Origin of the sequence: Bacteroides sp. AM16-24, from assembly GCF_003471885.1 — a bacterium.
GTDB lineage: Bacteria > Bacteroidota > Bacteroidia > Bacteroidales > Bacteroidaceae > Bacteroides.
The window spans coordinates 276262-290672 of the sequence record NZ_QRKI01000002.1; the positions used below are offsets into that span (position 1 = coordinate 276262).

A 14411-nucleotide genomic window follows, 5' to 3' on the forward strand; every position below is an offset into this window, starting at 1 on the left:
CTTACAAATATGTTGTATTTAAGGATTATGCAATACCGTGAGCAGATACCTCCGGTGCAATCTTCTTGATCAGACCTTGCAGTACGGCACCCGGGCCACATTCTGTGAAGTCGGTAGCACCATCAGTAACCATATTCTTAACAGTCTGCGTCCAGCGTACAGAAGCTGTCAGCTGAGCAACGAGATTCTTCTTGATCTCTTTCGGATCAGTATGAGGCAATGCATCTACATTCTGATAAACCGGACATTTGGGAGCGTGGATTTCAGTAGCGTTGATGGCTGCTTCCAATTCAACTTTTGCAGGATTCATCAGCGGAGAGTGGAAAGCGCCGCCTACCTTCAAAGGCAAAGCACGTTTTGCTCCGGCAGCTTTCATCAGTTCGCATGCCTTGTTGATGCCTTCGATAGAACCGGAAATTACGATCTGTCCCGGACAGTTATAGTTGGCTGCAACGCAAACTTCACCTTCAGCGGTTACTTGCTCGCAGATTTCTTCTACTTTTTCATCGGAGAGGGCAATGATAGCCGCCATTGTAGAGGGCTGTATCTCGCAAGCTTTCTGCATAGCCATAGCACGGGCATAAACCAGCTTCAATCCATCTTCGAAACTCAATGCACCGGCAGCAACCAGAGCAGAGAATTCACCCAATGAGTGACCGGCAGTCATCTCAGGTTTAAAATCATCACCCATACAAAGTGCGGAGATAACGGAGTGAAGGAATACGGCAGGCTGAGTAACCTTCGTCTGACGCAGGTCTTCGTCCGTACCGTTGAACATAATATCCGTAATGCGATATCCTAGGATATCATTGGCTTTTTCAAACAATTCTTTTGCTAAAGCGGAGTTTTCATACAAGTCTTTTCCCATTCCTACGAATTGGGCACCTTGACCCGGAAATACAAATGCTTTCATACTGTTCTTGTTTTAGTAGTTAATTAAAAAAGTGGTGCAAAGGTATAGCTTTTTCTGATATTGACCGCACAAACGAAGGTTTTTTGTGCAATAAGCTATTTTAACTTCCTCCGTTCGGAGAAGGGGGTTTTGGGGGAAGTAGAGGGATAGATGAGAAAAAAATCTTTTTATGGCACTTCAACTAAAATACAATAAGAGGTACTTGTCTTTTTAATCTTCCGATATACTAAAATCCTTAAAAATAAAGCACTTCACTCTTATTGTACTTCCTACAATTACCTGATTCTTCCGTTTATCAATAATACATATTGTACTTTCAACGATAAGGATGTGTTCTGATATTGTAAAATATACGATATGTATTCTATTGAAAAATAGTGCTTTATAACATGATAAAAATTAAGTTTTTCACGCTTGTGTATTCAAAAAACCTGTTTATATTTGCAGCGCTTAAACATGGATATTATGCAAAACATGGAACATAAAACCCCATTAGCGAACAATCATATATCAGTAGACTGTGTAGTGATTGGCTTTGACGGAGAACAATTAAAAGTTCTGTTGATAAAACGTGTAGGTGAGGAGCAAGGTGAAATTTTCCACGATATGAAGCTTCCCGGAAGTCTGATCTATATGGATGAAGATTTGGACGAAGCTGCCCAGCGTGTGTTGAACGAACTGACAGGTTTGAAGAACGTCAATCTGATGCAATTCAAGGCATTCGGTTCTAAGAATAGGACAAAAGACCCGAAAGACATTCATTGGCTGGAACGCGCCATGCAATCAAGAGTGGAACGTATCGTTACGATTGCTTACCTGTCACTGGTGAAGATAGATCGGGCACTGAGTCGAAATCTGGCTGATTTCGAAGCATATTGGGTGGCATTGCAAGATATTAAGGCATTGGCTTTCGACCATAATCTGATTATTAAAGAAGCACTGGTGTATATCCGCCAGTATGTGGAAATTAATCCGTCAGCCTTGTTTGATCTGCTTCCCCGTAAGTTTACAGCATCACAACTGCGTACTTTATATGAATTGATATATGGCAAACCTATTGATGTACGGAACTTCCACAAGAAAATAGCGATGATGGAATACGTTGTTCCATTGGAGGAAAAACAACAGGGAGTTGCCCACCGTGCCGCACGCTATTATCGATTCGATAAGAAGATATATAATAAGGTAAGAAGATAAGTATTAATAAAATAATTCATAAATCAAAACTCATAATTAATACCATGTATTTATTAGGCTATGACATTGGAAGCTCGTCCGTAAAAGCGAGCCTGGTAAACGCCGAAACCGGCAAATGTGTATCTTCTGCTTTCTTCCCGAAGACAGAAGCGGCAATCATTGCAGTTAAACCGGGTTGGGCGGAACAAAATCCCGAAAGTTGGTGGGAAAATCTAAAGCTTGCCACACAGGCTGTCATGAATGAATCGGGTGCAAACGCAGGTGAAATCAAGGCAATCGGTATCTCTTATCAGATGCATGGATTGGTATGTGTGGACAAAGACCAGAATGTGTTGCGTCCTTCCATTATCTGGTGTGACTCGCGTGCTGTGCCTTACGGACAGAAAGCTTTCGAAACGCTGGGAGAAGGGAAATGTCTCTCACATCTGTTGAACTCTCCGGGTAACTTCACTGCCTCTAAACTGGCATGGATCAAGGAAAACGAACCGGCCATCTACGAACGGATTTATAAGATTATGCTGCCGGGTGATTACATCGCCATGAAGTTGAGCGGTGAAATCTGTACCACTGTTTCCGGACTTTCGGAAGGTATGTTCTGGGATTTCAAGAACAATCGTGTAGCCGACTTCCTAATGGATTATTATGGTTTCGATAACTCTCTGATTGCGGACATCAAACCCACATTCTCCGAACAAGGCCGTGTGAATGCTGCTACAGCAAAAGAATTGGGATTAAAGGAAGGTACACCGATCACATATCGTGCAGGGGACCAACCGAATAACGCTCTTTCACTGAATGTATTCAATCCGGGAGAAATCGCCTCTACAGCAGGCACTTCTGGCGTTGTATATGGTGTGAACGGTGAAGTGAACTATGATCCGAAATCACGCGTAAATACATTCGCTCATGTAAATCATACGGACGAACAAACCCGTCTGGGTGTGCTGCTTTGCATCAATGGTACAGGTATTCTTAACTCTTGGGTGAAACGTACGATTGCTCCCGAAGGCATCTCTTACAATGAAATGAATGTACTGGCATCACAAGCTCCTATCGGCAGCGCGGGTATCAGTATCTTGCCCTTTGGCAACGGTGCGGAACGTATGCTCGAAAATAAAGAGATCAACTGCTCCATCCGTGGCTTGAACTTCAATCTGCATGGCAAACAACATATCGTGCGTGCAGCTCAGGAAGGCATCGTATTCTCTTTCAAGTATGGTATAGATATTATGGAAGGTATGGGTATTCCTGTACAGAAAATTCATGCAGGCCATGCAAATATGTTCCTTAGCTCCATCTTCCGCGATACGTTGGCAGGTGTGACGGGAGCAACGATCGAACTATACGATACGGACGGTTCGGTAGGTGCAGCCAAAGGAGCAGGCATCGGTGCAGGTATCTATAAGGATAATAACGAGGCATTCGCAACGCTGGAAAAACTGGATGTTATCGAGCCTAACCAGGCTAAGCGCCAGGAATATGCGGATGCTTATGCACGCTGGAAACATCGTTTGGAAAAATCAATGGCAAAATAATGCTAACTTAACTCTCCTCTGAATACGAGGAAAACTTTGAATAGTACAGTTAACAATTAAAACATAATTAACCCTTTAAAATTCAATTAAAATTATGGCAACAAAAGAGTATTTTCCCGGAATAGGAAAGATTAAATTCGAAGGTAAAGAGAGTATGAACCCGATGGCATATCGTTACTACGATGCTGAGAAGGTAATCATGGGTAAGAAGATGAAAGATTGGTTGAAGTTTGCTATGGCTTGGTGGCACACTCTCTGTGCAGAAGGTGGTGACCAATTCGGTGGCGGAACGAAACAATTCCCTTGGAATGGTGACTCTGACGCTTTGCAAGCAGCTAAAAATAAATTGGATGCAGGTTTCGAATTTATGCAGAAGATGGGTATAGAATACTATTGCTTCCACGATGTAGACCTGATTTCTGAAGGTGCAAGTATCGAAGAATATGAAGCTAATCTGAAAGCTATCGTAGCTTATGCAAAAGAAAAACAAGCTGAAACTGGTATCAAGCTGTTATGGGGTACTGCTAACGTATTCGGTCATGCACGTTATATGAACGGTGCTGCTACCAATCCTGATTTCGACGTTGTGGCACGTGCCGCTGTTCAGATTAAGAACGCTATTGACGCTACTATCGAACTGGGTGGTTCAAACTATGTATTTTGGGGCGGTCGCGAAGGTTATATGTCTTTGCTGAACACTGACCAGAAACGTGAAAAAGAACACCTTGCAAAGATGTTGACTATTGCTCGTGACTATGCACGTGCTCGTGGCTTCAAAGGTACTTTCCTGATTGAACCGAAACCGATGGAACCGACAAAACATCAGTATGACGTAGATACTGAAACTGTTATCGGCTTCCTGAAAGCTCATGGTTTGGATAAGGATTTCAAAGTAAACATCGAGGTTAACCACGCTACTTTGGCCGGCCATACTTTCGAGCACGAACTGGCTGTAGCTGTTGACAACGGCATGTTGGGGTCTATCGATGCTAACCGTGGTGACTACCAGAACGGTTGGGATACTGACCAATTCCCTATCGACAACTACGAACTGACTCAGGCTATGATGCAGATCATCCGTAATGGTGGTTTGGGCAATGGCGGTACTAACTTCGACGCCAAGACTCGTCGTAACTCTACCGACTTGGAAGATATCTTCATCGCCCACATTGCAGGTATGGATGCTATGGCACGTGCTTTGGAAAGCGCAGCCAAATTACTGGAAGAATCTCCTTACAAGAAGATGTTGGCTGACCGTTACGCATCATTCGACGCTGGTAAGGGTAAGGAATTCGAAGAAGGCAAATTGTCTTTGGAAGATGTTGTAGCTTATGCGAAAGCTAACGGCGAACCGAAGCAAACCAGCGGTAAGCAGGAATTGTATGAAGCAATCGTAAATATGTATTGTTAATATAATAAAGGCGGTAGGGTGATAGAGTGATAAGTGATATCACCCTATCACCTTTATCACTCTACCACTTATCTCTTTATCACTTTTTACTCATTTATCAACCTAATCTTTTTTATCATGAATGATGCTAACAAGGGTAGTAAACTCTACCTATATTCTATTACAACCGTTGCCATTCTGGGAGGCCTACTGTTCGGTTACGATACGGCGGTAATCTCGGGTGCGGAGAAGGGCTTGGAAGCTTTCTTCCTGATGGCTACGGATTTCCAATATGACAAGGTGATGCATGGTATCACTTCTTCCAGTGCACTTATCGGCTGTGTGATCGGTGGTGCTCTTTCCGGTTTCTTCGCTTCCCGCCTGGGACGACGCAATTCGTTGAGACTGGCATCCGTGCTGTTCTTCCTGTCTGCATTGGGTTCTTACTATCCTGAAGTTTTATTTTTCAACTACGGTGAGCCAAACATGGAATTGCTCATCGCATTCAATTTGTATCGCGTATTGGGTGGTATTGGTGTAGGTCTTGCCTCTGCCGTATGTCCGATGTATATCGCAGAAATTGCGCCTTCTAATATTCGTGGAACGTTGGTATCTTGTAACCAGTTTGCCATTATCTTCGGTATGTTGGTGGTTTATTTCGTTAACTTCCTGATTATGGGCGATCACACGAATCCTATTATTGATAAAAGCGCTGAAGGCATATTGTCAGTGAATGCCGCTTCGGATATGTGGAGCGTACAAACAGGCTGGCGTTATATGTTCGGTTCGGAAGCATTCCCGGCTGCATTATTCGGTTTCCTCCTTTTCTTTGTACCGAAGACTCCGCGTTATCTGGTGCTGATACATCAGGACGAAAAGGCATACTCTATCCTGGAGAAAGTGAATGGTGCAAGCAAAGCAAAAGAAATTCTGGCAGAAATCAAGGCTACTTCCAAGGAAAAGACAGAGAAACTGTTCTCTTACGGTGTGGCAGTTATCGTTATCGGTATTTTGCTTTCCGTATTCCAGCAGGCCATTGGTATCAATGCCGTACTCTACTATGCTCCGCGTATTTTTGAAAATGCAGGTGCTGAAGGTGGTGGTATGATGCAGACTGTCATCATGGGTATTGTAAACATTGTATTTACTCTTGTAGCTATCTTTACTGTAGACCGTTTCGGACGCAAGCCGTTGCTGATTATCGGTTCTATCGGTATGGCAGTAGGTGCATTTGCAGTGGCAATGTGCGACAGCATGGGAATCAAGGGTATCGTTCCGGTTCTTTCCGTGATTGTATACGCAGCTTTCTTTATGATGTCATGGGGACCGATTTGCTGGGTATTGATTTCAGAAATCTTCCCGAATACCATCCGTGGCAAAGCCGTAGCTATTGCAGTAGCTTTCCAATGGATTTTCAACTATATCATATCCTCTACATTCCCGGCACTGTACGATTTCAGTCCGATGTTCGCATACAGCTTGTATGGCATCATCTGTGTTGCAGCTGCCTTCTTCGTTTGGCGTTGGGTGCCCGAAACGAAGGGTAAGACTCTGGAAGATATGAGTAAACTTTGGAGAAGAAACAAGTAAAATACTCTCTCCTTTAAGATCTTATGAATGTAAAAAGGTGCAACTGAAACTATCGGTTGCACCTTTTCTTTTTTGATAAATATAAGTTCCGAATCTTTAATTGAACACGTATCGCAGGCCAATTTGAAGCTTCCAGCATTCGCTGTAATTTAGGTTTCGGGTGAAGCTTTCAGTAGGATAATTACCGTCACTGTCTTTGTACATAGAGAAAACAGGAGTATTTCTTTCACCCGTACCCTTATAGGTAAGGATGCGTCCACCGTTAGCGCCGGACATGTTCTTTGTTACGCCCCATTTGCTGTTCAGTAAGTTACCTATATTCAGGATATCCAGGCTGAGTTGCAGCGTATTCTTAGTTTTGCCAATCTTCACGAAAAAGTCGCGGCTCCAACGGAAATCAAAGCGGTGTATCCAAGGAGCACTTGCCGAATAAGCTTCGGCATATTCGCCTTTATGCTTCTTCAGATAAGGGTCTTGATTCACGAACTTCCAGAATGCATCTGCATCTTCGGCACTCGTGAATTTGATTTCATCTTTCGTCTTCGGGATATAAATGAGGTCATTGGTCACACCGTCACCGTTCATGTCATTAGAGTACATAAAACTGTAGCTGCCGGATGAGTAACCACTGTAAAAGAGGCTGAAATTAGAAGTACTTCTTTTGTTTACGTGTACACGCCAGTTAATGGAAGCTATTACACGGTTGGGAGTAACGTAGCGTGAACGCATCAATCCTGAATTATTCGGACCGTTGATGGAAGGCATGTTTGTCCACGCAGAGTTGGCATCTGAACCGGGCATCCCACTGATTTCCTTGGATTCGGTGTGCGTGTAGGCGGCCATGATATTCACATTTTTCGCAGGTTCGGCAAATACGGTGATATTGCCTGTCCAGCCCCATCCTTTGGATGTATTGGTCAAGACGTTTGCACTGTTGATATTGGTGTGTTCCAAATAGTTTTCAGGATAGATGTAGCGCTCGTCTGGACCGTTGAAGCGCTGCCACGTATCTTCCGGACTCTTTATATTATAGTTAAATTGACGTACGGCATTGATATCTTTGGAGAACATACCCTCTAATGTAACGGTAAGAGGGAAGGAGGCGGGTATCTGATAATCCAGGGCAAGGGAGGTCTTCCACACTTGCGGCATTTTGAAATCAGGATCGATACCTACGATACCGCTTGGCAACACACCTTCTTCGGGAGTGATGGTAGTGGGAAGTCCTAATGTAGAAATCATTTGGTTTACGTCTATTATCATGTTACCTTTCAGTAACTCCAGACGCGGATCACGGTTTATAACTTTACCGTCCTTATATCGTGTGGTGATACTTACCAGATTCTGGATCATTCCGGAATTGGTTGGCATATTGGTAAAGAATACCAAAGGAATACGTCCTGTGAAAAATCCCGAACCACCACGCACTTTCAGGGTTTTATCATTGAATACATCCCAAGTAAAACCCAGACGTGGTGAGAATTGCAATTTACTGTCAGGCCATGCACCTGTATCGATGTGCATGCCGTTAAAATCCAAATCATAAATAGCCTGATTGCGCATTAATTCGTTCAGGAAACTCAGGTTGTCCATACGTATGCCCGCAGTCAGTTTGAAGTTATCGCGAATGTTCCATTCATCTTGCAGATAGACGCCCAACTGGCCGAAATTCACATCAGCAGAAGGTTTTGTATTTCCGTTGTAGCCATAAGCCAAGGCGAAAGATTCGGGAGCAGCTCCATTTTTGAAATCCTCGAAGCTGGAGTATCGGTAATATCCTGTTCCGTTGCGCATGTAAGAGTTACTCGCCTTCTGGTGTTCGTAACTGATACCGGCTGTTAATTTATGGGTACCCAGGTAATAGGTGAAGTTGTCTACGATGGTCGTCACCGTATTCTTCACTTTATTATTGTAAGTAAACAATTCATAGCCGGCCGTCATATATGGTTCCAGAATCTGGTTACCCTCATTGTTATATCCGTACATGATGTCAATGAAAGGGAACAAGCCGGAATTTGTACCGCGTTCATCCGTCATATCACTGTAAGTAAATAGCAGCTGATTGGATATGGCAGATGTAAAACGGCTGTTTAATTCGGCAGTAACAGAGTTTACAATATTCTGCAAGGAATAGCAGGAATTAGCGTATGACATGGAATATTGGGAAACACGGTCATAAGCCAGGCGATATCCGGTATTTCCGGAACTTCCATTTGGAGCATTCCAGGTTTTGTTGTTTGTAAAGTTATAACGTACGCTCAATTTATTCCCTTTATCTATATTCCAGTCGATACGCCCCAATAGTTTCAGATTAGTGATATTGGCAGGAAAGTTAGTGAAAGAACCGGTGTCATAACCATATTTGTCTTTTAGTATCTGAGAGAATTCAACCATATCTGCTGCTGTGGCACGGGAGATGGTAGAGTTGTTAGGAGTTTCACCTTCTTGGGCAGCGCGCCATTTTACAACCTGCTGCGGACTCTTTTCATACTCTACATTTGCAAAGAAGAACAGCTTGTCTTTAATGATAGGACCACCCAATGTAGCACCGTAAACAGTCTTGGACTCTTCGGCACGCGCCCCGAAATCAGTATTGCCAATTTTGTTACCGCGCATCACTTCATTGTTGAAGTACATATAAGCGCTGCCTCTGTAAGCGTTTGTACCCGATTTCGTAATGGCATTAATGCCTGCACCGATAAAGTTTGCCTGACGCACATCGTATGGGGCAATCACAACCTGTACTTCATCAATGGCATCCAGTGAAATAGGATTTCCACCTCCGGGTAGATTAGAAGACAAGCCGAAGTTATTATTTAAGTTCGCGCCATCTACCGTGAACGTATTGGAACGTCCGTCGCGGCCTCCAAAATTGTTTCCTGACGCATACGGGGAAATGCGGGTAAAATCGCTGATACTACGGTTAATACTGGGCAATGTGGTGAGCTGCTCAGAAGAAATATTGGTAGTAGCTCCTGTCTTTTCAGCACTGAACTTTGACTTGCTGGCTGTAATGGTGATTTCTCCCAATAATTCCGAAGCTTCGTGCAGGGTTACATTCAAAGAATAAGTCTCACCTAGTTGCAGCTGGATGCCTGTATAGATTGCAGTCTGATAACCTACATATGATACCGTTACCTTGTAAGGACCACCGGAGCGCATGCCTTGCAGACTGAAACGTCCGTCTATATTGGTAACAGTACCGTAACTGGTTCCGGAAGGTTCGTGTACGGCTACAACCGTAGCACCGATGACAGCTTCTTCGTCAGCCACCACTTTACCACTCATTCCGGCAGTAGTTACCTGTGCCTTGAGCATTCCTGTAAGGGAAAGCAAAAGCACAAACAGGAATAACATCTTTTTAGCCATGATTTTTTTAATTTAAACAGGAATAAACTGAAAGTTGTAGAAAACGATGCAAAAGTATAAAAAAAGCAAAATACTCTTATTCCTAAAGTGTTAAATCCTCATTTCTTTTTTTGCAGAGTCACTTTCTCACAAAAATGTTTATTCCGGGAGACAATGTATAAGTTTAAACCGTACCTTTGTAGCGGATTTAACTTTTGGTATAAAAAAGAGACATTATGGACTCATTGAAAATCAACAAAGTACAGTTGCGTAATTTACAGATAGAAGACTACGAGCAACTGGCGCAATCATTCACCCGTGTATATACGGATGGAAGCGATGTGTTTTGGACACACAAACAAATTGAAAAACTCATCCGAATTTTCCCCGAAGGACAGATTGTAACCGTGGTAGACGAAAAAATTGTCGGCTGCGCACTTTCCATTATTGTGAATTACGATGATGTGAAGAACGATCATACTTATGCACAGGTGACGGGTAAAGAAACCTTCAATACCCATAACCCTAAAGGCAATATATTATATGGTATTGAAGTCTTTATTCATCCCCAATACCGTGGGCTCCGGCTGGCACGTCGTATGTACGAATACCGCAAGGAGCTTTGTGAAACTCTGAACCTGAAAGCTATTATGTTCGGTGGACGTATTCCCAACTATTATAAATACTCAGATCAGCTTCGCCCGAAAGAGTATATAGATAAGGTAAAGCAGAAAGAAATTTTCGACCCTGTATTGACCTTTCAGCTTTCCAATGATTTCCACGTACGCAAGGTAATGCGCAATTACTTGCCGAATGACGAGGAATCCAGGCATTATGCTTGTCTGTTGCAATGGGATAACATTTACTATCAGGAACCCACAGAAGAATATATTGCACCGAAAACCACCGTGCGCGTAGGATTGGTGCAGTGGCAGATGCGTAGTTATCAGACACTGGATGACCTGTTTGAACAGGTAGAATTCTTTGTGGATGCCGTATCCGATTATAAGAGTGACTTCATTCTTTTCCCCGAATACTTCAATGCCCCACTGATGGCAAAATTCAATAATGAAGGGGAGTCACAGGCCATTCGCGGACTGGCGGCTTATACAGAGGAGATTAGAGAACGATTTGTAAAGTTGGCTATCAGTTACAACATCAATATCATTACGGGTAGCATGCCGCTCATTAAAGAAGACGGACTTTTGTATAATGTCGGTTTCCTTTGTCGCCGCGATGGTAGTTTTGAGATGTATGAGAAGTTGCACGTCACACCCGATGAAATAAAAAGCTGGGGATTAAGTGGCGGAAAGGCTTTGCAGACATTCGATACGGACTGTGCTAAGATCGGCGTATTGATTTGCTATGATGTGGAATTTCCGGAATTATCCCGTATTATGGCAGACCAGGGTATGCAGATTTTATTCGTTCCTTTCCTGACGGATACGCAAAATGCTTACTCGCGTGTAAAGGTATGCGCCCATGCCCGTGCCATCGAAAATGAATGTTTCGTTGTCATTGCCGGTAGTGTAGGTAATCTTCCGCGTGTGCACAATATGGATATTCAGTATGCACAGTCAGGTGTATTTACCCCCTGCGACTTTGCATTCCCAACGGATGGCAAGCGTGCAGAAGCCACACCAAATACAGAAATGATACTGGTATCCGATGTGGATCTGGATTTATTGAATGAATTGCATACTTACGGCAGTGTGCGCAACCTGAAAGACAGGAGAAGCGACTTGTATGAGGTAAGGATGAAAAAATAGAGTCTTTCTTTGCTCTCCGTACGATTCTACTTTATCTCGAACCTCACCAGCATCGAATAATTCAGTTTTATCGTACGGAAAGCATCGTAAGCTTCTGACTGTGATGAACTCACATTGCTCTGGGCTGCAAAATACCGGGGATAACCTGCACTTTCCTGCGGTTCGACAATGCGAATGACATCTCCCAGGCGTTTGCCTAATGCTTCCACCAAATATCCTGCTTTCTTTTGTGCAGCTTTCAGTGCCTCTATCTTACCTTGTTGCCGATAAACCTGCATATCTTTATTCTTCAGTTCCCCGATACGCATGTAGTTGATACCTTTCGTGTCGATAACCTTTAGAATCTCATCTATCTGACTAAAATCGGTCAATGTGATATCAAACCGTTTAGATACCAGGAATTCAAATCCGCGTTCACGCCAATAATCACCTACCTCTTGTGTACGGATGGCGTCTTCCGGAATCCCAATCTTTCGCAAGGCAGCTCTCAAATTTCTCTCTATTCCGATCAATGGCACTTTAGTCCGATAATTCTCCGGTTTGGACTTTCCGTCAAATTCCTCTTCCCAATATTCTTTAATCTCGATAAGATAATGAATCTCGTCAGGTACAAGGGTTATTTCCGAGGTTCCGGTTACTTCAATATACTTCGCATTATCACTGTCCTGACTGAATGCAGTACTGCACACCAATAGAAATACGGCAAATAATAAAAATCTAGTTTTCATAATAGTATGTTCTTTAGAGAATTACGTTTGCAATGATACAAAAAAAGAGGATATTGTGATAATCATCTACTCTCATTTTAAGAATTCATACAAGAATTGCGATATCCTGAGACAACAGCAGAGTATTTTTAGTTCTTATTTTTAATTGCCCATTCTTTTTCGATAGCTTGGCGAATCATTTCCAGATTATCCCAATTCCTGCCACCGGAAGCGTGCCAACGATTATTGGTAGGATTACAACGGCTATTATAAGCCATATGCGGATTTCCGAAAATGACGACAACACGTACATGCCAACGCATACACATATCATCCGCTACAAATTGTCGCTTATTGCACAGAATTATTTTCCAGCGATTTTCCTTTGCCAGTCGCATCAATACATTTTGCTGTTCTTGCGGAGTAAGAGCTGTGTTGATGTAATGCAGTTTGAGTGTATTCTTCTTATTCCAATAAGTGATGTAAATGACCGCAACAGAGACGGCAGGAAACAATACGGAAAACCATAAAAACTCCGTTTCTATAATCTCCCCCTTGAGCCTTGCCATCAATGGCATTAGCAGTACGATAGCAGAAGCAAACAAGAGAATAAAAAGATTCTCTTTAGGATAATAATCCTTTTTCTCCTGATTCGTCAGTTCTATCCGGCGGTTCTTTAGTGTTCGTTCTAGTAATTCCTGATTCATATCGGGTTCTTTGATTTACAAAGTTACGGATATGACAGGGAAAGGACAAATTTCAATCAGAAAAAGATTATAACTGGAACTTGTTTTTACCATGAACGAGGTAAACTGACGTTAATAAATAAACTACCAATGTCCTCTTGAAAAACTCTTTCTTTTTTCCTACGCATTTCATAATTAAATGATTTCTTTTAGAGGAATGAATTAAATCCATAAAAAGCTCTGAAATCATGACAGCTAAAATAACTCATTAATAACCGCAAACAACGTTTTTAAAGAATAATCAGAACGTTTTTTAAGAACCTATCCAATGTTTATTAACAGCACAGAAATATGCTTTCAATCCCAATTTGAATATATATCAACAAAAAAGGTGGCAAATCCTTGTGAGGAAATACCACCTTATCTTCTTTTTTGCCTATTATTATTCCAAAAACGAAACGTCTGAAATAACTATAATCGATTTAATTTGTTACCGAATAAATCGCCCATAGGTATCCGGCACATTGTAAAGGTAAAATCAAGTGTTTCAACCGATACTTTACACTTTACCAGCTATCTTCCGATTTGTTTTTCCCGATAAGTGCCATCACCCGTTTTTTATAAAGATCCGCTGCCAGGGCAATATTCTTTTCCGCATCGGGTGTTCCCATACCATACACCACGAAAGGAGTCTGCCATACCATCCCTGCATGCACAGCGCCACCCTGATAAGGACGCAAAAGTTCATCCACCGTGAAGCGATTTCTTCCTCCACTTCGGTACGCATCAAATTCAGAACCGGTAGTGGTAACAACCAACAAAGGTTTACCGGCTACTGCCGGAGTTTTTGCCAAATAGGTAAATATCCCGTCCTGCCATTTCTTTAATAAAGATGGTGCCGACATCCAATAAAATGGGAACTGATATACCACTGCATTGGCATGAGATATAATCCGGCTCCATGCATCCATATTGAGGATATCCTCATCCGGCATCTCGTATAAATTAAAAACAGCCACATCTTCTATATCCTTTATGGTATCAAACAGGGCTTTATTGGCTTGTGAGTTTTCCATGTTGGGGTGTGCCAGGAGCACCACAACCTTTTTTAGATCTTTGTCCATACTATTGTTTTAGATGTTTTGGTGAATAATCAATTACGACAGGCAAAAATAGTTTTTTTCTATTCAATAATATCTTTTCTCTAACTTTTTTGTAACTTTGCACCCTTAAAATAAGAAGGGTCGCTTTAGCACGTCTCAAAGTACCCCCTTGA

Annotated in this window: 10 protein-coding genes; 5 read left to right on the plus strand and 5 right to left on the minus strand. The window is 42.4% G+C overall.

Translation table 11 applies throughout. The features are described from left to right. Window positions 1-25 precede the first annotated feature (25 nt). On the minus strand, window positions 26-913 hold the full coding sequence (fabD, locus tag DW182_RS03690) for an ACP S-malonyltransferase (RefSeq protein WP_117706426.1): 888 nt from the start codon (window positions 911-913) through the stop codon (window positions 26-28). A gap of 465 nt (window positions 914-1378) precedes the next feature. Here fabD and DW182_RS03695 point away from each other — a divergent pair, with 465 nt between their 5' ends. The 4 genes from DW182_RS03695 to xylE all read left to right on the plus strand — a co-directional run bounded on the left by DW182_RS03695 (window position 1379) and on the right by xylE (window position 6625). After that, the gene (locus DW182_RS03695; RefSeq protein WP_044155189.1) at window positions 1379-2110 is read left to right on the plus strand and encodes an NUDIX domain-containing protein; all 732 of its coding nucleotides are present in this window, start codon (window positions 1379-1381) and stop codon (window positions 2108-2110) included. Between the two features lie 44 nt (window positions 2111-2154). Next, entirely contained in the window at window positions 2155-3645 is a 1491-nt protein-coding gene (locus tag DW182_RS03700) for a xylulokinase (RefSeq protein ID WP_118294714.1), read from the plus strand. Between the two features lie 94 nt (window positions 3646-3739). Continuing rightward, a complete protein-coding gene (gene xylA, locus DW182_RS03705) occupies window positions 3740-5056 on the plus strand; it encodes a xylose isomerase (protein ID WP_117706422.1) in 1317 nt (438 codons plus the stop codon). A gap of 117 nt (window positions 5057-5173) precedes the next feature. Further along, on the plus strand, window positions 5174-6625 hold the full coding sequence (gene xylE / locus DW182_RS03710; protein ID WP_118294715.1) for a D-xylose transporter XylE: 1452 nt from the start codon (window positions 5174-5176) through the stop codon (window positions 6623-6625). A gap of 96 nt (window positions 6626-6721) precedes the next feature. Here the strand turns inward: xylE and DW182_RS03715 are convergent, their stop codons facing one another. Next, complete coding sequence (locus DW182_RS03715) at window positions 6722-9994, minus strand: TonB-dependent receptor domain-containing protein (protein WP_118294716.1); 3273 nt, start codon at window positions 9992-9994, stop codon at window positions 6722-6724. A gap of 215 nt (window positions 9995-10209) precedes the next feature. Between DW182_RS03715 and DW182_RS03720 the strand changes: the two genes are divergently transcribed. Then, window positions 10210-11742, plus strand: coding sequence for a carbon-nitrogen hydrolase family protein (locus DW182_RS03720; RefSeq protein ID WP_115503305.1), 1533 nt, complete (start codon window positions 10210-10212; stop codon window positions 11740-11742). A gap of 26 nt (window positions 11743-11768) precedes the next feature. On the opposite strand, the gene DW182_RS03725 is transcribed toward DW182_RS03720, so the two are convergent. The 3 genes from DW182_RS03725 to DW182_RS03735 all read right to left on the minus strand — a co-directional run bounded on the left by DW182_RS03725 (window position 11769) and on the right by DW182_RS03735 (window position 14259). After that, entirely contained in the window at window positions 11769-12470 is a 702-nt protein-coding gene (locus DW182_RS03725; protein ID WP_118294717.1) for an SIMPL domain-containing protein, read from the minus strand. Window positions 12471-12598: 128 nt separating this feature from the next. After that, window positions 12599-13156, minus strand: a complete 558-nt coding sequence (locus tag DW182_RS03730; RefSeq protein WP_007662720.1) for a hypothetical protein — start codon at window positions 13154-13156, stop codon at window positions 12599-12601. Window positions 13157-13701: 545 nt separating this feature from the next. Next, a complete protein-coding gene (locus tag DW182_RS03735; protein WP_117706414.1) occupies window positions 13702-14259 on the minus strand; it encodes an NAD(P)H-dependent oxidoreductase in 558 nt (185 codons plus the stop codon). Window positions 14260-14411: the final 152 nt, after the last annotated feature.

Bases quoted from the DNA above. Each gene is read 5' to 3' on its own strand.
- DW182_RS03730 (WP_007662720.1), bottom strand. From the start codon at position 13,156: ATGAATCAGGAATTACTAGAACGAACACTAAAGAACCGCCGGATAGAA.
- DW182_RS03735 (WP_117706414.1), bottom strand. From the start codon at position 14,259: ATGGACAAAGATCTAAAAAAGGTTGTGGTGCTCCTGGCACACCCCAAC.
- DW182_RS03695 (WP_044155189.1), top strand. From the start codon at position 1,379: ATGCAAAACATGGAACATAAAACCCCATTAGCGAACAATCATATATCA.
- DW182_RS03720 (WP_115503305.1), top strand. From the start codon at position 10,210: ATGGACTCATTGAAAATCAACAAAGTACAGTTGCGTAATTTACAGATA.
- DW182_RS03715 (WP_118294716.1), bottom strand. From the start codon at position 9,994: ATGGCTAAAAAGATGTTATTCCTGTTTGTGCTTTTGCTTTCCCTTACA.
- DW182_RS03725 (WP_118294717.1), bottom strand. From the start codon at position 12,470: ATGAAAACTAGATTTTTATTATTTGCCGTATTTCTATTGGTGTGCAGT.
- xylE (WP_118294715.1), top strand. From the start codon at position 5,174: ATGAATGATGCTAACAAGGGTAGTAAACTCTACCTATATTCTATTACA.
- DW182_RS03700 (WP_118294714.1), top strand. From the start codon at position 2,155: ATGTATTTATTAGGCTATGACATTGGAAGCTCGTCCGTAAAAGCGAGC.
- fabD (WP_117706426.1), bottom strand. From the start codon at position 913: ATGAAAGCATTTGTATTTCCGGGTCAAGGTGCCCAATTCGTAGGAATG.
- xylA (WP_117706422.1), top strand. From the start codon at position 3,740: ATGGCAACAAAAGAGTATTTTCCCGGAATAGGAAAGATTAAATTCGAA.